The organism is Neobacillus dielmonensis (assembly GCF_000612665.1).
In the GTDB taxonomy this organism is placed as follows: Bacteria; Bacillota; Bacilli; order Bacillales; family Cytobacillaceae; genus Neobacillus; species Neobacillus dielmonensis.
On sequence record NZ_HG942073.1, the window covers coordinates 91,278 to 107,340 of the forward strand.

22 protein-coding genes are annotated in these 16,063 nt (G+C 39.9%); 7 read left to right on the forward strand and 15 right to left on the reverse strand.

Features of this window, described 5'->3' with window-relative positions; translation table 11 throughout:
- Window positions 1-2 precede the first annotated feature (2 nt).
- The 7 genes from BN2425_RS15265 to BN2425_RS15290 all read right to left on the reverse strand — a co-directional run bounded on the left by BN2425_RS15265 (window position 3) and on the right by BN2425_RS15290 (window position 5,285).
- Window positions 3-227, reverse strand: coding sequence for a hypothetical protein (locus BN2425_RS15265; protein WP_052352894.1), 225 nt, complete (start codon window positions 225-227; stop codon window positions 3-5).
- A gap of 140 nt (window positions 228-367) precedes the next feature.
- Window positions 368-1,876: a leucyl aminopeptidase gene (locus BN2425_RS15270; RefSeq protein ID WP_319922079.1), complete on the reverse strand. Its 1,509-nt coding sequence runs from the start codon at window positions 1,874-1,876 to the stop codon at window positions 368-370.
- A 60-nt stretch (window positions 1,877-1,936) separates the two neighbouring features.
- Complete coding sequence (locus BN2425_RS15275; RefSeq protein WP_042461173.1) at window positions 1,937-2,317, reverse strand: DUF309 domain-containing protein; 381 nt, start codon at window positions 2,315-2,317, stop codon at window positions 1,937-1,939.
- A gap of 94 nt (window positions 2,318-2,411) precedes the next feature.
- On the reverse strand, window positions 2,412-3,017 hold the full coding sequence (locus tag BN2425_RS15280) for a 3D domain-containing protein (RefSeq protein WP_042461175.1): 606 nt from the start codon (window positions 3,015-3,017) through the stop codon (window positions 2,412-2,414).
- Between the two features lie 132 nt (window positions 3,018-3,149).
- A complete protein-coding gene (locus tag BN2425_RS15285; RefSeq protein ID WP_042461178.1) occupies window positions 3,150-3,476 on the reverse strand; it encodes a YuiB family protein in 327 nt (108 codons plus the stop codon).
- Between the two features lie 148 nt (window positions 3,477-3,624).
- Entirely contained in the window at window positions 3,625-3,759 is a 135-nt protein-coding gene (locus BN2425_RS22800) for a YuiA family protein (protein WP_195891950.1), read from the reverse strand.
- Window positions 3,760-4,067: 308 nt separating this feature from the next.
- Complete coding sequence (locus tag BN2425_RS15290; RefSeq protein WP_042461181.1) at window positions 4,068-5,285, reverse strand: NAD(P)/FAD-dependent oxidoreductase; 1,218 nt, start codon at window positions 5,283-5,285, stop codon at window positions 4,068-4,070.
- Window positions 5,286-5,696: 411 nt separating this feature from the next.
- Between BN2425_RS15290 and BN2425_RS15295 the strand changes: the two genes are divergently transcribed.
- The gene (locus BN2425_RS15295) at window positions 5,697-6,695 is read left to right on the forward strand and encodes an NAD(P)/FAD-dependent oxidoreductase (protein WP_042461183.1); all 999 of its coding nucleotides are present in this window, start codon (window positions 5,697-5,699) and stop codon (window positions 6,693-6,695) included.
- A 108-nt stretch (window positions 6,696-6,803) separates the two neighbouring features.
- Here BN2425_RS15295 and BN2425_RS15300 read toward each other — a convergent pair whose 3' ends face one another.
- Window positions 6,804-7,169 carry a HesB/IscA family protein gene (locus BN2425_RS15300; protein WP_042461186.1) on the reverse strand — a complete coding sequence of 122 codons (366 nt, stop codon included), beginning with the start codon at window positions 7,167-7,169 and terminating at the stop codon, window positions 6,804-6,806.
- Window positions 7,170-7,292: 123 nt separating this feature from the next.
- On the reverse strand, window positions 7,293-7,529 hold the full coding sequence (locus tag BN2425_RS15305; protein ID WP_195891952.1) for a YuzB family protein: 237 nt from the start codon (window positions 7,527-7,529) through the stop codon (window positions 7,293-7,295).
- A 236-nt stretch (window positions 7,530-7,765) separates the two neighbouring features.
- Between BN2425_RS15305 and BN2425_RS15310 the strand changes: the two genes are divergently transcribed.
- On the forward strand, window positions 7,766-8,833 hold the full coding sequence (locus BN2425_RS15310) for an NAD(P)/FAD-dependent oxidoreductase (protein ID WP_042461191.1): 1,068 nt from the start codon (window positions 7,766-7,768) through the stop codon (window positions 8,831-8,833).
- A 32-nt stretch (window positions 8,834-8,865) separates the two neighbouring features.
- Here the strand turns inward: BN2425_RS15310 and BN2425_RS15315 are convergent, their stop codons facing one another.
- Window positions 8,866-9,195: a YuzD family protein gene (locus BN2425_RS15315; RefSeq protein ID WP_042461194.1), complete on the reverse strand. Its 330-nt coding sequence runs from the start codon at window positions 9,193-9,195 to the stop codon at window positions 8,866-8,868.
- Window positions 9,196-9,384: 189 nt separating this feature from the next.
- Between BN2425_RS15315 and BN2425_RS15320 the strand changes: the two genes are divergently transcribed.
- A complete protein-coding gene (locus BN2425_RS15320; RefSeq protein WP_406603197.1) occupies window positions 9,385-9,606 on the forward strand; it encodes a NifU family protein in 222 nt (73 codons plus the stop codon).
- A 64-nt stretch (window positions 9,607-9,670) separates the two neighbouring features.
- Here BN2425_RS15320 and yutH read toward each other — a convergent pair whose 3' ends face one another.
- Window positions 9,671-10,693, reverse strand: a complete 1,023-nt coding sequence (gene yutH / locus BN2425_RS15325; RefSeq protein WP_042461199.1) for a spore coat putative kinase YutH — start codon at window positions 10,691-10,693, stop codon at window positions 9,671-9,673.
- Between the two features lie 197 nt (window positions 10,694-10,890).
- Here yutH and BN2425_RS15330 point away from each other — a divergent pair, with 197 nt between their 5' ends.
- Entirely contained in the window at window positions 10,891-11,397 is a 507-nt protein-coding gene (locus tag BN2425_RS15330; protein WP_042461201.1) for a phosphatidylglycerophosphatase A family protein, read from the forward strand.
- A 30-nt stretch (window positions 11,398-11,427) separates the two neighbouring features.
- Here the strand turns inward: BN2425_RS15330 and BN2425_RS15335 are convergent, their stop codons facing one another.
- From BN2425_RS15335 to BN2425_RS15345, 3 genes are all read right to left on the reverse strand, one after another.
- Window positions 11,428-12,192, reverse strand: coding sequence for a TIGR01457 family HAD-type hydrolase (locus BN2425_RS15335; RefSeq protein ID WP_042461204.1), 765 nt, complete (start codon window positions 12,190-12,192; stop codon window positions 11,428-11,430).
- Window positions 12,193-12,268: 76 nt separating this feature from the next.
- Complete coding sequence (locus BN2425_RS15340; RefSeq protein WP_042461206.1) at window positions 12,269-12,706, reverse strand: DUF86 domain-containing protein; 438 nt, start codon at window positions 12,704-12,706, stop codon at window positions 12,269-12,271.
- A 25-nt stretch (window positions 12,707-12,731) separates the two neighbouring features.
- A complete protein-coding gene (locus tag BN2425_RS15345; protein ID WP_042461209.1) occupies window positions 12,732-14,033 on the reverse strand; it encodes an EAL domain-containing protein in 1,302 nt (433 codons plus the stop codon).
- Window positions 14,034-14,210: 177 nt separating this feature from the next.
- On the opposite strand from BN2425_RS15345, the gene BN2425_RS15350 reads away from it, so the two are divergent.
- Both BN2425_RS15350 and BN2425_RS15355 read left to right on the forward strand, forming a co-directional pair.
- Window positions 14,211-14,477, forward strand: a complete 267-nt coding sequence (locus BN2425_RS15350) for a DUF3055 domain-containing protein (protein WP_042461212.1) — start codon at window positions 14,211-14,213, stop codon at window positions 14,475-14,477.
- 44 nt (window positions 14,478-14,521) lie between these two features.
- Complete coding sequence (locus tag BN2425_RS15355) at window positions 14,522-14,806, forward strand: hypothetical protein (RefSeq protein ID WP_042461214.1); 285 nt, start codon at window positions 14,522-14,524, stop codon at window positions 14,804-14,806.
- A 35-nt stretch (window positions 14,807-14,841) separates the two neighbouring features.
- On the opposite strand, the gene BN2425_RS15360 is transcribed toward BN2425_RS15355, so the two are convergent.
- A complete protein-coding gene (locus BN2425_RS15360) occupies window positions 14,842-15,117 on the reverse strand; it encodes a YutD family protein (RefSeq protein WP_042461217.1) in 276 nt (91 codons plus the stop codon).
- A 115-nt stretch (window positions 15,118-15,232) separates the two neighbouring features.
- Here BN2425_RS15360 and BN2425_RS15365 point away from each other — a divergent pair, with 115 nt between their 5' ends.
- A complete protein-coding gene (locus tag BN2425_RS15365; RefSeq protein ID WP_042461220.1) occupies window positions 15,233-15,874 on the forward strand; it encodes a YhcN/YlaJ family sporulation lipoprotein in 642 nt (213 codons plus the stop codon).
- Window positions 15,875-16,063 lie beyond the last annotated feature (189 nt).

A 16,063-nucleotide genomic window follows, 5' to 3' on the forward strand; every position in this document is an offset into this window, starting at 1 on the left:
TTCTAATAAAATCCTGGGTATCCGAATGGTGCATAACCAAAACCTGGGTATCCAAATCCCGGGTATCCAAACCCTGGGTAGAATGGGCGTGCTGCTGCAGCTCCTAAACCTCCTCCAATAAGCCCTCCTAAAAAGCTCAGTCCACCGATTGCTAACGGCAGTCCCCATCCCCATCCGAGAAACCTTTGGTCCCCAACCGGATAGGCATTTCGATAATATGGGTACATTAAGGCCTTACCTCCCTTTCTTAGTTCTATTGCAACTATACTATTTCATATGCAATAAAGCTGGAGTTGGAGTGGGCTTAACGTGAAGATACTGGTCCTTAAAAAAGAAGCTGACGATTCATTCGTCAGCCCCTGCTTTATTAGTTTAAAGGTTCAAAACGCTCAACAAATAAGGCAAGTGTCCGAGTCATAACCCCAGTTGCCCCAGCTGGCCCCAGATCATATTCTTTCTTAGATGTTGCAGTACCGGCAATATCCAAATGGACCCATGGAGTACCCTCAGCAAACTCACCGATAAAGGCTCCGGCAACGATCGCGTGTCCCTCACTCCCAGGAGAGTTATTTAAATCGGCTACAGGGCTGTTCCGTACTCGCTCTTTTTCCGATTCAAACAATGGAAGCTGCCACATCTGCTCTCCGGCCTCGATTGAAGCCTCCAATACCTGTTCGTATAATGGTTCATTATTTGTCATTGCTCCTGTAGTGTGTACGCCAAGTGCAGTAATTACGCCCCCAGTTAATGTCGCCACATCTACCAGGTAATTGGCGCCGTGATGCTTGGCATAGGTAATCGCATCGGATAGGACGAGGCGTCCTTCAGCATCAGTATTCAGCACTTCAATGGTTTTGCCGCTCATTGATGTAATCACATCATCAGGTTTAAAGGCATTGCCGCTAATCATATTATCTGTTGATGGAATAACAGCAACCACATTCTGCTCAGGTCTTAGTTCACCGATAATTTCCATTGCACCAAGTACAGCGGCCGCACCGCCCATATCAGTTTTCATGCCAACAATGCCGGCTTTCGTTTTTATGGAATATCCACCAGTGTCAAAAGTTATTCCTTTACCGACTAAACCGATTACATCTGTCCAGTCTTCTTTACCTTGGTATTTCAAGACAATCATTTTCGGAGGTTCTATTGACCCTTGGTTAACAGCCAAGAACGCCCCCATACCAAGCTTTTCAATTTCCGGCTTATCTAAAACTTCCACTTCAAATTGATACTTGGCACCTAGGTCTGCCGCATAATTGGCCAAGTCCGTTGCTGTCAACAAATTTCCCGGCGTGTTGACAAGGCTTCTTGCTGAATTGGTTCCCGTACCAAACGCATATCCAACCATTACCGAAGCACGTAAGTCCTCTTCCTCAACACTTTCGTTATAGATTGTGAGAGTTTCAACTTTACGTTCCGGTTCATTTGACTTTTGCCTATAGCCTTCAAAATGGTAAGAAGCTAGAGCAAATGCTTCTCCTACTGCATGTGCTACATCCAGACCGTCTACCTTTTCTGTTACAAAAGAATCCAAATATACGGCTGCTTCGTTCAGTTTGCTTCGATTGACTTCCTTGAACACTTTACCAAAAGCGTTTCTTAATTGATCAAAGGTTAACTCCTTTTCCTTGCCAAGCCCAACGAACCAAATTCGTTTTGACCCGATTTTCCCTAAACTATGTACTTTGCTAATTCGCTTTAACTTGGCTGAAACATCCCCTGATTTCACTAATTGAGTGAGCTGTCCATCAAAGGACTCATCCAATTTTGCCAATGGCCCAGAAAATTTTTCCGGCTTGTCAAATAGTCCAATAATCAATCCTTCATGTGTAGCCGCAGATGATAATTCTCTTTCAAATTCAAACAACATGATACACCTCCACAATTTTCAAGATTTATTATATCGAAAAAATAAATATATTTCGACTTTCTAATCATCCTCCAAATACAAGAGCAGCTGAGGCAGCTGGGGTAATTGCTTCACTTTTTCAAATGGAATACGATCAATACCCGCTGGAAAGATTGCCAATGCCTGCTCAATAAACGGATAAATCTTTTCTAAGTCGAGCCCCCAAAACTTTGGACGGTATGCTTGTAGGTACTTATGTGCAGTTCTCATCATAGCTCTCGCACCTTTTACGTTGCCATACTCGTAATGGTAAATTGCCACACTCATTTGTAATAATCCCTTTAAAAACAAATTGTCTTTTTCTGTCATCCACATTTCTTCTAATAAGTCATGGCATGTATAATAATCTCCCTCGTTAAAACAGACAAAAAACTCATAGTATTCGATTGGGTAGTCAGTCAAGAGATCTTCCCCTTTTCATCCTCTTTATCTCTATTTTAGGTAATAGAGAAAGATTTGTCATGAGAACAGCAAAAAACAGGCCCGGTTGGCCTGCTTATCGATTTTCCGAACGAATATATTGCTGTCTAAAAACCTGCAGGGATTTGTCTTCATTCAACGCTTGTAGCGCTTCCTCTGTTAACTTTCCCGTCCCTTTTTGGACAACATACACATCAACTGTCTTCTTGCCCCATTGCTGATAAACATCCTCTACTGTTTCGTAATAAAGGTCTAAGCGATTGCCTTTAATGGCTCCTCCTTTATCAGCTACCACTCCGTAACCATAACCAGGTATAAATAGAATCGTTCCAATTGGGAAAACCGATAAATCTGCAGCAATAGTTGAAAATAAATCCCGTTTCACTTTAACCCCAGAATAAGTGATCCCATATTCCGGATGACCTTCTTGCTTTCCTGTAGATTCGATACCGGCTGTATAGCCGGTAGCTGTTACCGTCTGTTTTGGATATTTTGACCAGTCAAAGGCATCTTCCAATGTTGACGATGCAGCAACAGCACTGCTTTGAGAGAAAATGGCTGCCAGCCGCGAAATCAATGTATGTGCATCAACACCCGAAATTGCTTGGAATGTAACAAGGGATGCCATTAAAAAAAGGCAGGTCATCATGAATCTTGTTATCCATTTTTTCGTTTTACTCATCAAAAATTTCACTCCTCCCAAAATATTCATTCCCAAGAAAATAGGAATTATTCAGAAGGATGATGAAGATTTTTTAAATATAGCCTTGGATCGGTCAAAATACAAAAAAAGACCAATCTCATGTGAGACGGTCTAAAACATTTGATAGCCACTTTTTCGTAATTGCTTTATAGTAAAACCGGCAGCAATGGCACCAGCAAGACCACTTAAAAGGATTAAAATATCCGCCGTAGCTAAAGAACTCAAGCGCTGCCCTAATTCCTGAAATGAGTGTCCACTGTTCGTAAAATACTCAATGAAACGTACCTTGTCAACAATAAATATCGCCACAATCGGATAAACAAATGCCATAATCCAAGACATGCGGAGAAGCATGTTTAAGATAAAAGCGATTCCAAAAAATAACACAAAAAATAGCACAATCGATATAATTAAGACAACAATATTCATTTGTTGCATGAAAATTCCCCCTTTGCATCAACTTTTAGTGTACTGAAAGTCAAAAAGGGAGTCAATAAAAACAAATGACTTTACGGTAGATAACATAAATAATTTGGAACAAAAAAATAACTCTCCGAGTGTCTCGAAGAGGTTTATAATGTAAAACCTAGTTTTCATCTTTCATTTGCTGGCCTGTTCCTTCACAGGAGGAACAAGTTTCTGAACCCCCAAGCAGTAATTGGAAATAGCCAACGCCTGAACAATACTCACATGGCTTTGTATCCACAGTATTTACGGTCATTGTACTTATCCTCCTTATATATTGACTTAAATTTCTGATAATATACCATGAAAGAATGAAAAAGAAAAGAGCTAAATTATTGGTAAATCAAGTAAGAAAAGCGATTACATACAGGCTATTCTTGCATTTCCTTGACGTTTCACCTTTTTTTAAAATAGGCTCTGTTAATTTGGCTGTTGATTTCCGCTTTAGGCGCTCGCCTTCATCTCGAATCAACAAGTTAAACAAATCAACATTTTCGTTTAACAGAGCCGAATATAAAAAAGAACAGGCTCCTGTTTTAGGTTGCCCTGTTCTTTTTCACATTATTAAAATACATTAAATTTTCCTTTTTTCAATAATAGGCCTATGCCGCCAATCATGAATAAAGAGCGGTTGTCGATGACTTTTTTCATAAAGGAAGCTTTGGCACCCGTTAACTTTTTGCCAAAAACAACTCCAATTGCATCATCTTCGCCTAGGGAACAAACCGTACCTTTATTATCAAATTCAAATGGCACGAGATCCTGTTTATTGCGAACCAATCTAGCTATATTGGCCGCTACATTTTCACCTTGTTGCATAGAAATCTGTGCAGTTGGCGGATATGGACGATTAATTTCTTCATTAATAACAAGTGAACTGTCCCCGATGACAAATACATCTTCATATCCAGGAACACGAAGTTCCGGAGTTACCTTTACCCGTCCTCGCATTGCTTCAAAACCGGATTTTTCAATAATTGCATTCCCACGGACACCTGCTGCCCAAACAACAGTTTCGGCTTTAATTTCATAAGGCTCTGCGTCACCTTTTGCTACAAAAATTCCTTCTGGAGTACACTCTTTAATGGCCGTTCCAATTAAGAATTCTACTCCTTTGCGCTCCAACTGGGAAACTGCATATTTCACTAGTTCCGGATCAAAACCAGGGAGTACAGTTGGTGCAGCTTCTACACAAAGTATTTTTACTTTGTGAGGGTCTATGTCGTACTCACGGCACAACTCAGGTATTCGGTTGGTTAACTCACCAAGAAATTCAATGCCTGTGAAACCAGCACCACCAACAACAATCGTTAACCGATTATCGTTTTTCTCAGCTTCCATATTATAGGTAGCAAATTGATATTCAATATGCTCACGCAATTGACGTGATGAATTAACATTGGTGATACCAAAAGCATATTCTTTCAAACCTTGAATACCAAATGTTTCAGGTTCGCCGCCCAATGAAATAACAAGATAGTCATACTCCACTTCGCCATTTTCCAAAATAACTTTTTTCTCATCCTTTTTAATTTCCACTACTGTGTCTTGAACAAAATCGACTTTACTGCGATCAATAACAGCTCGGATATCATACCGAACTCTGTCATGATGAAGCGTACCTGCTGAAGCCTCATGGAGCCATGTAGTTTCATAATGATAATCGTTTTTATTTATTAACACAATATCAGCTTCATTTACACCAACTTGCTTTTGCAAGCGTACAGTTGTCATCAGCCCGCCATACCCGGCACCTAGAATTACAATCTTTGGCTTTTTCAAAGTGATCACTTCCACCTTTTAAGTATATTTTTACTCCTTAATAATTTGCACACTTCTTGTGATGCTATTATTTTCTTACTAATAAAAAAGTATGTGATAAAATTCACTAATGGAAATATAGGAAAGGAGTATTTCTTAACCATTGGTCAGAAAGTAAATGCATTAATTCATTCAAAATAATGTACTTATTTTGTCACACAATGTTAACAATATATCCACATTACATCATATGCCAGTTGTTACAGATTATCAAGTAATTTACGTAAAATAAATCTCCCAATTTTTAACTTGTTTGTAACACGGTACTTTTAACCAAAGAGTACGGTCTGCCCTAGAAATAAGTGAGGAAACAATTAAATTATGATATGATAGTGTGTGGAGTTGTTACTACTAGGTTAGGGGGATACCGGAGTGCAAGAAGATCAAAAAGTTTTTGACATAACGATCATCGGTGGAGGTCCTGTCGGTCTTTTTACTGCCTTTTATGGGGGAATGAGACAAGCATCCGTGAAAATAATTGAAAGCCTGCCACAATTAGGCGGCCAATTATCAGCACTATATCCAGAAAAATACATTTATGATGTAGCTGGATTTCCGAAAATTCGGGCACAAGAATTAGTAAATAACCTAAAAGAACAAATGGCAAAGTTTGAACCTACTGTTGTCTTAGAACAATCTGTGGACAAATTGGAAAAACAAGAAGATGGCATATTTAAACTTACAACCGATAAGGATGTGCATTTTTCTAAATCTGTCATTATTACTGCCGGAAATGGCGCATTCCAGCCCCGTCGTCTTGAGCTTGAAGAAGCAACACAGTATGAGAAAAAAAATCTGTATTATTTTATTGAAGATTTAAAGCAATTTGCCGGGCAAAAAGTTGTTATATTTGGCGGTGGTGATTCAGCTGTAGACTGGGCACTAATGCTAGAACCAATTGCTGAGAAGGTGACCATCGTGCACAGGCGCGATAAGTTTCGGGCTCACGAACATAGTGTAGAAAACTTATTCAACTCAAAGGTGGAGGTAAAAACACCATTTGTCCCAGCACAATTAATAGGGAATGCAAATGGAATTAACCAAGTTGTTCTGAAAAGTGCTAGTGGTGAAACAACTGAAACCCTGGATGTCGACGCCGTTATTTGTAATTATGGTTTTGTTTCCTCTTTAGGCCCAATTAAAGAATGGGGTTTACATATTGAAAAGAACGCCATTGTAGTTAACTCCAAAATGGAAACGAATATTCCAGGAATATATGCTGCCGGTGATATTTGCACTTATGAGGGCAAAGTAAAATTAATTGCTTGCGGATTTGGTGAAGCACCAACTGCGGTAAACAACGCTAAAGCGTTTATGGATCCCAAAGCTAGAATTCAGCCATTACACAGTTCTTCTATGTTTGATAAATAAAAAGCAAAAGGCGCCCCAGGGCGCCTTTTTTTGTTTTGGCTCTGTTAATAATATTGGCTGTTGATTACAGCTCCAATCAACAGTATCGCTTAACAGATCCTTTGTTTATTAGCATTCTTCCGGTGATCCGGCTACTGCTGCAGTTCTAAAGGATGAACCGCAGCCGCAGGAAGCGATGGCATTTGGATTGTCAATAGTAAAACCGCCACCCATCATCGATTGCTTATAATCAATCTTGGTCCCTTGTAATATTGGGGCACTTTCCTTATCAACAAGAATCTTTATGCCAAACTGTTCAAATTGTGTATCATCATCCTTGACCTCGTGGTCGAAACCCATTCCGTATGATAAACCACTGCAGCCGCCGCCTTTCACTCCGACACGTAAAAAGGCACCTTCTTCTTCATTATGCTTCATCATATCTTTAATTTGTAATGAAGCTGCTTCTGTTAGAATGATAACATCTTTGCTCATAGGATACTCCCTCCTTTGTCTGAGGTTTTAACTATAGTATATACACTGACCGGAAACTACTCAACTGTTGAGCTTCATAATATAATATGAAGCGCTTTCTAAAAGGAATCGGCTTGGTCCTAATTAAAAAACTGGATGAGTCTCAACATATTCATAGATATGATTAACCAGTTCTTCCGGTGTGTTCCCCGTCACTACTTTGCCATCAACAAGTGCATATAGAGAACGGGCACATTTGCCGCAGTGGCTGAGACAGCCATATTCAATGACGTCCAAATTTGGGTCTTTTTTTAATGTTTCAAACGCCTGGTGGGCTCCATTAGCCAGATTGCTGACACAAAATTCGATGATAATTTGAATCATACTTTCACCCTCTCCGCTAAGTAATTAGCGTACTTCAAACCACTGATTCAGTCAACAGCATGATGTATGTAACGATGTCAAGAAACATGGTATATTTGTTGTTATTTTGTCATATTTTCGCTATACTCGTAAATGGTGTTACACACGGACAAGAAAATTATGAATATTAGCTAAATCAACAATTTTTTTATGCTTATGGATTTGTGAAAGCCTAAACCAAAGGGGATAAAGAAATGAAAAACCTTGTTGTACTTGGCGGCGGTTACGGGGGAATGAAAATTCTTAATGAGCTGCTCCCTGACCAGCTTCCAGAGGATGTATCCATTACCCTTGTCGACCAGGTACCATATCATTGTTTAAAAACTGAATATTACGCACTGGCTGCTGGGACCATTTCAGACAAAGAAGTTCGTGTTACATTTCCAGAACATTCAAGACTTACCATTAAATATGGAACTGTCACTCGAATTGAGCCAAACGAGAAAACAGTATATCTTCAAGACGGTGAGAAAGTAGTTTATGATGATTTAGTGATTGGACTTGGCTGCGAGGATAAATACCATGGTGTTCCAGGAGCGGACCAATTTACTTATAGTATCCAATCGATTAGCCAATCCCGTCGGACCTATGCTGCCCTAAACAATTTAGGACCAGGGTCTGTTGTGGGAATTGTCGGGGCCGGTCTTAGTGGCGTGGAACTTGCCAGTGAATTGAGTGAAAGTCGCGAGGATCTTCAGATTAAATTATTCGACCGCGGTAAACATATCCTATCTGCCTTTCCAACCAGACTCAGCACTTATGTAGAAAATTGGTTTGTGAAGCACAACGTAGAAATCATCAATAATTCGAACATCACAAAAGTGGAACCAAATACTTTATATAATCATGATGAACCAATCTTTTGCGACGTGATTGTTTGGACTGCTGGAATCCAAGCCAATAAAATCGTCCGTCAGATGGATGCTGAGAAAGATGGCATGGGCAGACTGACCGTAACTCCACGCCATCATCTGCCTAACGATGAGCATGTTTTTATAGTGGGTGATTGCGCAAGTCTTCCTCATGCCCCAAGCGCCCAGCTTGCCGAAGGACAGGCTTTGCAAATCGTCGACGTGTTAAAAAAAAGATGGCAAAATGAGGAACCCCCTACTGCGTTTCCGCCGATTAAACTGAAAGGCATCCTTGGCTCTCTCGGTAAAAAGCAAGGCTTTGGTTTAATGTCGGAACGACCGATTACGGGGCGTGTAGCTCGTCTTTTGAAATCTGGTGTTCTTTGGTTGTATAAATTTCATAACGGGTAAACGAAAAGGCTGTCTAGTAGACAGCCTTTTGCTTATTGCTCCGCCTGATATCCGTGCTTCTCAAGCTCCGCAAAAATAGTTTTTAAACGCGGATTTCCTTCCCCTACTACTTTTTCCCCAATAACAACCACTGGATAAAACATATCCTCATCGATCACTCTTTTGGCAAACTCTACTTTAGCCCTGTCCCCAATAGGCTGATCAATATCAACGTAAGTCATCTTGACTGCCTGACCAGGAAACTTTCTGGCAATGGCAGCTTGCAACCATTCATATGTTTCTTTTGAGGATGGGAGGTTCACACAGCTGGGGCAAAGCTGTTCAGCACCATATAGTACGATTTCTACCTCTCTAAACTCCATAAAACCATTCCTATCGTTTTTCTTTCATTTTATCAATACAAACAAATAGAAACCAAATTCTGTGCTTCTTTTGCCGTCAAACTTTTTATTCAACAATACAAATTCCGGCATTTCAAACAATGGATTTTTAATGTAAATACCATTATAATATAATTAGGAAAGGAGTCGATTAGTTTGGAAGATAAAGAGATGTTTGAACAAGTTCAAGATGTACTTGATAAATTACGCCCATTTCTTCTTCGCGATGGCGGAGATTGCGAATTAGTTGATGTAGAGGAAGGTATTGTGAAGCTTCGCCTACTCGGAGCATGCGGTTCCTGCCCAAGCTCAACGATTACACTAAAAGCCGGGATTGAAAGAGCACTTTTAGAAGAAGTACCTGGCGTTATGGAAGTAGAACAAGTATTTTAATATGATAAATGTATTAAGCGATTGCCTTGATTAAGCAATCGCTTTTTTGTTTGCTTCCAGACTTTTAATGGTATAGCCACTCAAGCTGCGGGAGGTTCAGCCTCCTGACTGGCGCACCAGTTAGCTGAAAAAATTGGGCAAGAAATCGCTCATACTCAGAAGATTGCTTAAGAATTCTACCCATCCGTTCCTCTAACAATTTCTTTTCTTGTTCAGATTGTGTAATATAATAACTTTCCACACATTCAAAGTAATGAAGTGGAAAAATTAATCGTGAGTACAACAGCCTCCACGAAAATGAAGACAACGGCGATACGCTTTGATAGTGCTCAAAAAAATACCTAACATCCATATCATATGTTTGAATATTACGCCAATAACGCTCTCTAGTCCATTCCGCCAAATCACGGCTTCGATGGTCAAATACCCAATCAAACGGAAATTTAATAGCGTAAGGACCTGAGGAGGAGGACCACGTATTTTGAGTAAACCGTTCATGGCAAACTGTTCCACTATCTATTTCCAGAGGGTCATCATCCAGTTCTGTATCCACGAGATATTGAATAGCATTTTCAGTTAACCCCATAAAATAAGGGAAAGATTCAATAAACATTCTTTCAAACTCATCTTCTGGCGCTTGGAACAACAATCCATTCCAGACCTTCTCCATTTGCTCAAGACGCTGTTCCCATAAGCGTTTCCATTGGCCAATCCGGCTAATCCGCTGAATTTGAAACGGTACCCTTCTACCCCGTTCATGAAATTTGGCAAGCTTTCTGCCAAGCCTTGTTTGCCTTTGATTTTCCTCTTTTTGCCGGCTAGCCAGTACACAATATTGCCTCTGCTCCCAATCGGTCATCCAGTTTCCCTTTTTGTCTCTCATAAAAATAGCTGTGTCTTTATCTCCTAATTGATTTAAATGCTCTGCAATCTGGACCAATTCTTGAATGCTTTCCTCTTCTCTATTTCCGGGATTGGCTATTAAATAAATCCAACCATTCCCTTTTAGGGCAGGACATCGGTTGATTTCTATCTGCTCATTTTCAACTTTTATGCCATATTGCTGTTCGAGCATACTTTGGAACATCCCTCCACCTCCCAAGAATCCATCTTACCTCATGTATATGTTTTATTATCAAGAAACTTGTGTCTGTTGGTATTGCTTCTGGGATGGAAACAAATTTGCTGGAGCATTGTAATTAAATCATTACAAATGGTAAAATTGCATATATTATGGAAACGCAGTATATATTTAGTGAAAATCGAAGAAATAGGTGATAAAAGATGGCAGAAAATAATGTAGACATTGTAGAAGAGACCGCAAGAAAATGGCTCAACGCAAGAGGAGTCACCATTCAAGACATCGCGGATTTGGTTTTTTACCTGCAGGAAAAATATCATGAAAACTTGCAAATGGAAGACTGTATCCAAAACGTCGAACGGGTCCTATCCAAGCGCGAAGTTCAAAATGCAATTATAACCGGTATCCAGCTGGATGTCCTTGGTGAAAAAAAGATGCTGGAAGAACCTTTGCAAACCATCATTGCCACGGATGAAAGCCTCTACGGAGTGGATGAAATCCTGGCTTTTTCAATCGTAAATGTATACGGATCGATTGGTTTTACCAATTACGGCTATATTGATAAACAAAAGCCTGGCATTTTAGCCCGTTTAAATGATAAATCAACAGGCGAATGCCATACTTTCTTAGACGATATTGTTGGAGCAATTGCAGCTGCAGCCTCAAGCCGGCTAGCACATAGAGCCGCAGGCGTAAATAAAGACGATTAAGAGCAAAGGATGGATTTGCCCATCCTTTGCTTATAGCTTCCATTGATCTAAAGAATCAACCGCGTATGTCGGCTGCTGCTTGTATCCAGAAAGCATTATTTTCGTTGTAACCCCAGTATGAACAATCAGAGTATCGATTCCGGCATTGATACCGGCCATGATATCGGTATCATAATTATCGCCCACCATCAAAGTATCCTCTTTCGCCGTTCCTAAAACCTTCAAAGCCTGATCCATAATAATCGCTTCGGGTTTACCAATAAACACAGGGTTCGTTTGGGTGGAAATGGTAATCACTGAAGTAAGTGCGCCATTTCCTGGCAGTAGTCCTCTTTCAGTTGGGATCGCAATATCACCATTCGTTGAGATGAAACCGGCCCCATTGCGGACAGCCAAGCAGGCTATTGATAACTTTTCATAAGTGATAGCACGGTCAATCCCGATAACAACGAAATCAGCGGTTTCTTCGGCAAGTTGAAATCCTTTTTCGGCAATAGCTGTATGGAGACCCTCTTCACCAATGACATAAACTTTGCCATCTGGCTTCTTTTCATATATGTAATTAGCAGTGGCCTGGCTGGTGGTAAATACCAGGTTCTCCTCGGCTGGTATATCAAAGTTACGAAGCTTCTTTGCAACTTGAGCTGGTGTTCGAGATGAATTATTGGTTACAAATAAATAGGGAATCCCATTGTTTCTCAGTGCTTTTACAAAATCAGAAGCAGCCTCAATCCGTTCAGTCCCCTTATACATCGTACCATCTAGATCGATTAAGTATCCTTTATATTTTTTCATTCTTATGCCTCCCTGTTTATATTATCTTGCCCACAGAAGTCTTTGCAAAAAGAAAAGACCGTACATTTACGGTCCCTCAATTTTTAAAGGCTGAAACTGGCCCTAACTCGTTTTGCAAATAATCTCGTACATTTTTAGGAAAAACCTTTATTGCGGGAAGATGAAGCGTGAATTGCTCAATAAGTTGAGCATGGTCGATCTCCGTATAAAGTTGAACAAGCTTTTTGCGGAATGGGATTAGCACCTTTAAATCCGCTCCCGTCTCAGCAGCAATGACCTTTTCATCCATTAAGATATCAATAATGTCTTCATAACTTCCCGGATCACGCATAATAAAGCCGTCAATCATCGCATTTCCAACGTCTAATACAGCCTCGAGCATCATTTGCGTCATTCTTTCTAATGCGGCTCTGCTTAAAGGATCAGGCCAGGTTTGCTGCCCTTCAAACAGGTTGATTTGTCCTTCTAAATAAGTTAATTGATTTTCAATTTGATCTCGGTCAACGAAATACATATACGCCACTTCCTTTAGGTATGAACTAGGTTGCAATGTCCGGCATTAAAACTGTCGGGGGAGCATAGAAATTACCTTGTGCTAAATGTACCTGATTTCTTGAAAGAACAAAGGCTTCAGCTTCACTTTCAATTCCTTCTGCGACGACTAGCGACCCGGCCTCTCTTGCCACTAACATTAACCCCTTCAACATTGATTCCTTTACAGAGTTTTTGTCAATATTTTGGATCAATGAGCGGTCAATTTTAATGACATCTGGCATAATCTCGCTAATTGTACTCAGGTTGGAGTAGCCCGCGCCTGTATCATCAATCGCAATTCGAAATCCCATTAACCGCAGCCTCTTTATATTATAAATGAAATTCTTTAATCCATCGATAGAATCGCTTTCTGTCACCTCTATCGTAACTTTCTTCGGTGTTATGGTATTATACTTCTGCATCAATTTTTGAAGATCCCGTGTAAATCGAATATTGGCTAAGGTTAGAGGTGTACAATTGATAAAAATGTCCTGTTTACACCTAACCGCTTTTATCTGTTCAAATGCTTTTTCAATGACGATTAACTCTAATTCATATAAATTTCCAGTTTGCTTTGCCACAGAAAAGAGCGATAAGGGGTTTTCCAAAGATGTTCCCTTAGGGCCGCGGGTTAACATCTCCCAAGCACGTATCTCATTAGTTGAAACATCAATGATGGGCTGTGCCATCAATCTGATGTTTTTTTGAGCAATAATCTTATTAATGGTTAGAATCATGTTATTGTATTTAGATGCCATTCTTTTCTCCGCGATGGCAATGGCCTGCATATGAGCTTTCATAATTGAGTCTTGAACAGACCCATATCTTTTATCGACAAACATATATCCTGTTTCAAATTGAAATTGTACGGAAGGGAAATGCCGATTTAAAGCTATTTCCACCTCTTGAACCAGTTTTTCCTTCACCCTGTCTATTTCTAAAACTAAATACTGTTCCGAATCCACCTTTATGAAAAGGGTAAGACCATCACCGTAAAAATCGTGCAGAGTAATAATGCGTGACTGATCAATTTCCTTCAAAACGGCAGTCTGGAACGAAAGTTTTAATGATTTCATTAAGTGTTGGTACTGTGATTGACCAAGCTGCTCTGCAAGGTCACTAAAATTTTGGACATTGAATACAATGACTGCTACCTCGTATCCAGCATCAAATGCGGCAGCTACCCCCTCTACAACAGGGTTACGTACCACAAAATGCGGCGGGTAAAAGCGTAAAGATGATAATGGCAAAAATAGTTTTCTCCATTGAAGGATGTTTTTCGCTTTCTGAATATATTTTTGAGCCATTTAATCATCCCTTATGCAGTATTGGTAATTTTAATTGTAACATAATTTGACAATTTTCGGATTTTTTTACTAAGTTTTTTTAAAATTATATTGGGAAATTTCTGTACTCCCATCCTCATGAGTTATCTGATACTATAGTATATATGGTAAATTCGAAAATAAAGGAGCAATTAATCCGTGAGTGAGCGTTATTTCTTATATGATGATAAAGAAAACACAAAAACAAGGTTTGTCAGTTTTGTTGGCGAAAACCAACGCTATGATTTAGCTATCGTCCAATCGGACCGGCATTATGGGAAATATCTGGTCTTAAATATGCAGGGGAATCGTTTTGCGATAATTGGCCCTGATGACTTAGAAGAGGAAGGCTATTTAGAATACGCTTTTCAAATCAGCGAGGAAGAAGCGGAGGAACTGAAAGCATTCTTACATGAGATTGTTTAGAATATCTCACCGTTAGTCATAATAATCGGAAAGGGAGTGAGCTCATGTCCAAACGAGATGTAAACCTCTATTCCGATTTTTCTAATGTAGAAAAACAAGAAAACTATCTAACGGCTGAAGAATTTCCTGATGGTCCTTTTGGTTCTCCGTTTAACAAAGATAAACCAGTACAATTGAAAAGCACCCCATGGAAACAAGGGCAGCGCCGTTACAGCAATTTCAATTATGAAAACAAATCACTGCATGAGGGGCTGCCACGAGAAATGCCAGGTGCCCACCCTCCGCACGATGATCCGAATACAGATGAACAGAACCAATATAGCAAGTAAATAAAAAACGAAGGGTCCAAACTATGGATCCTTCGTTATTTTTTTGCTTTCTTTAATACAAAATAGGCACAGCCAAAATTACAGTATTCATATAAATACTCACTAAGTGTGCTAATTTTCGTATCAAAGGTAGCCTTTTGATTTTGGTCCTCAAAGAAGCCCTTTAACCGCAGCTGTCCGTAGCCCCAGTCACCCACAATATAATCGTACCTGGATAAAATATCACTATATCTTGCTTTAATTGCCTCTTCGTTAAAGCCGTTCCTATATTCTTGAATTAATTCGTAAGCTGTATTATTAAGGATAATCATGTTTTCACCTCGTTCTGCGGGCCTATCTTTATTTCCATTATAACCGATTCACCATCAATTACTAAGTAAAAAAATACTCCTTATTGGCTAATCTAAAAAAAGGAGGTCGATTAATATGAAAAAATTACTCATCATCCTCGGATTGTTTACCATCACAGCCCTATCAGGCTGTTCTAAAGATAGTGCCAACCGAGATGTTTATGAAGAAAGCGGCAATACCATTAACGTTAATAATAAACGACATGAACTTTATAATGAGGGAGCAAGTCGAGATCTTCGCGATGTAAGCAGGGATTATGGATTTGTCCGTCATCAAAAGAGTCCAGTGATGAACGATAATGAGACTGACGACCACTATGCTGCGCTTGATCGCGAACAGATTGCTAATATTATCAGCAAGTTCTCAACTAGCATGGCAAATGTCAATGATGCAGCCACACTTGTGACGGATCAGGAAGTTTTAGTTGTCTATGATACCGATACAAAAGATCGTAATTTTACGGCCGACCAAGTAAAAAGGACAGCCCTATCGGTTGTACCCCGATATTACCATGTGTACGTTTCTGATAATAAAACGTTAATGCGTGACTTGGAGAATTTGGCCCATTTGGATTCTGGAAGTGCTCAAGCAAGAAATCAAGTGGTCCCTCTGATTAAAAAGATGCTAAAAAGCCCGCAAGGTAACCCAGTTGACACGAACGAAGATGCCAATGGACGGACTGCGGATGATAATAACATGAAAAATAAATTAAAATAAAAGGCTCTGTTCTATATGGCAGTTGATTCCCGCACCAGTTGCTCAGCGAACCCGTGGGCGTGCCGGGGAGCCTCCTCGGCGTTGTACTCCCGCAGGAGTCGATCGCCTTCAGCTCCAATTTACAGAGTTTACAAATCAATAATATTGTTTAACAGAGCCAAATAAAAAAAAATCGAGTAGGAGGGGGTG

What these genes read in the sequence shown, in the direction of transcription:
- BN2425_RS15265 (WP_052352894.1), bottom strand. Translation starts at nt 227, where the DNA reads ATGTACCCATATTATCGAAATGCCTATCCGGTTGGGGACCAAAGGTTT.
- BN2425_RS15270 (WP_319922079.1), bottom strand. Translation starts at nt 1,876, where the DNA reads ATGTTGTTTGAATTTGAAAGAGAATTATCATCTGCGGCTACACATGAA.
- BN2425_RS15280 (WP_042461175.1), bottom strand. Translation starts at nt 3,017, where the DNA reads ATGAGTAAAACGAAAAAATGGATAACAAGATTCATGATGACCTGCCTT.
- BN2425_RS15285 (WP_042461178.1), bottom strand. Translation starts at nt 3,476, where the DNA reads ATGCAACAAATGAATATTGTTGTCTTAATTATATCGATTGTGCTATTT.
- BN2425_RS22800 (WP_195891950.1), bottom strand. Translation starts at nt 3,759, where the DNA reads ATGACCGTAAATACTGTGGATACAAAGCCATGTGAGTATTGTTCAGGC.
- BN2425_RS15300 (WP_042461186.1), bottom strand. Translation starts at nt 7,169, where the DNA reads ATGAGCAAAGATGTTATCATTCTAACAGAAGCAGCTTCATTACAAATT.
- BN2425_RS15310 (WP_042461191.1), top strand. Translation starts at nt 7,766, where the DNA reads ATGAAAAACCTTGTTGTACTTGGCGGCGGTTACGGGGGAATGAAAATT.
- BN2425_RS15315 (WP_042461194.1), bottom strand. Translation starts at nt 9,195, where the DNA reads ATGGAGTTTAGAGAGGTAGAAATCGTACTATATGGTGCTGAACAGCTT.
- BN2425_RS15320 (WP_406603197.1), top strand. Translation starts at nt 9,385, where the DNA reads ATGTTTGAACAAGTTCAAGATGTACTTGATAAATTACGCCCATTTCTT.
- yutH (WP_042461199.1), bottom strand. Translation starts at nt 10,693, where the DNA reads ATGTTCCAAAGTATGCTCGAACAGCAATATGGCATAAAAGTTGAAAAT.
- BN2425_RS15330 (WP_042461201.1), top strand. Translation starts at nt 10,891, where the DNA reads ATGGCAGAAAATAATGTAGACATTGTAGAAGAGACCGCAAGAAAATGG.
- BN2425_RS15335 (WP_042461204.1), bottom strand. Translation starts at nt 12,192, where the DNA reads ATGAAAAAATATAAAGGATACTTAATCGATCTAGATGGTACGATGTAT.
- BN2425_RS15340 (WP_042461206.1), bottom strand. Translation starts at nt 12,706, where the DNA reads ATGTATTTCGTTGACCGAGATCAAATTGAAAATCAATTAACTTATTTA.
- BN2425_RS15345 (WP_042461209.1), bottom strand. Translation starts at nt 14,033, where the DNA reads ATGGCTCAAAAATATATTCAGAAAGCGAAAAACATCCTTCAATGGAGA.
- BN2425_RS15355 (WP_042461214.1), top strand. Translation starts at nt 14,522, where the DNA reads ATGTCCAAACGAGATGTAAACCTCTATTCCGATTTTTCTAATGTAGAA.
- BN2425_RS15360 (WP_042461217.1), bottom strand. Translation starts at nt 15,117, where the DNA reads ATGATTATCCTTAATAATACAGCTTACGAATTAATTCAAGAATATAGG.
- BN2425_RS15365 (WP_042461220.1), top strand. Translation starts at nt 15,233, where the DNA reads ATGAAAAAATTACTCATCATCCTCGGATTGTTTACCATCACAGCCCTA.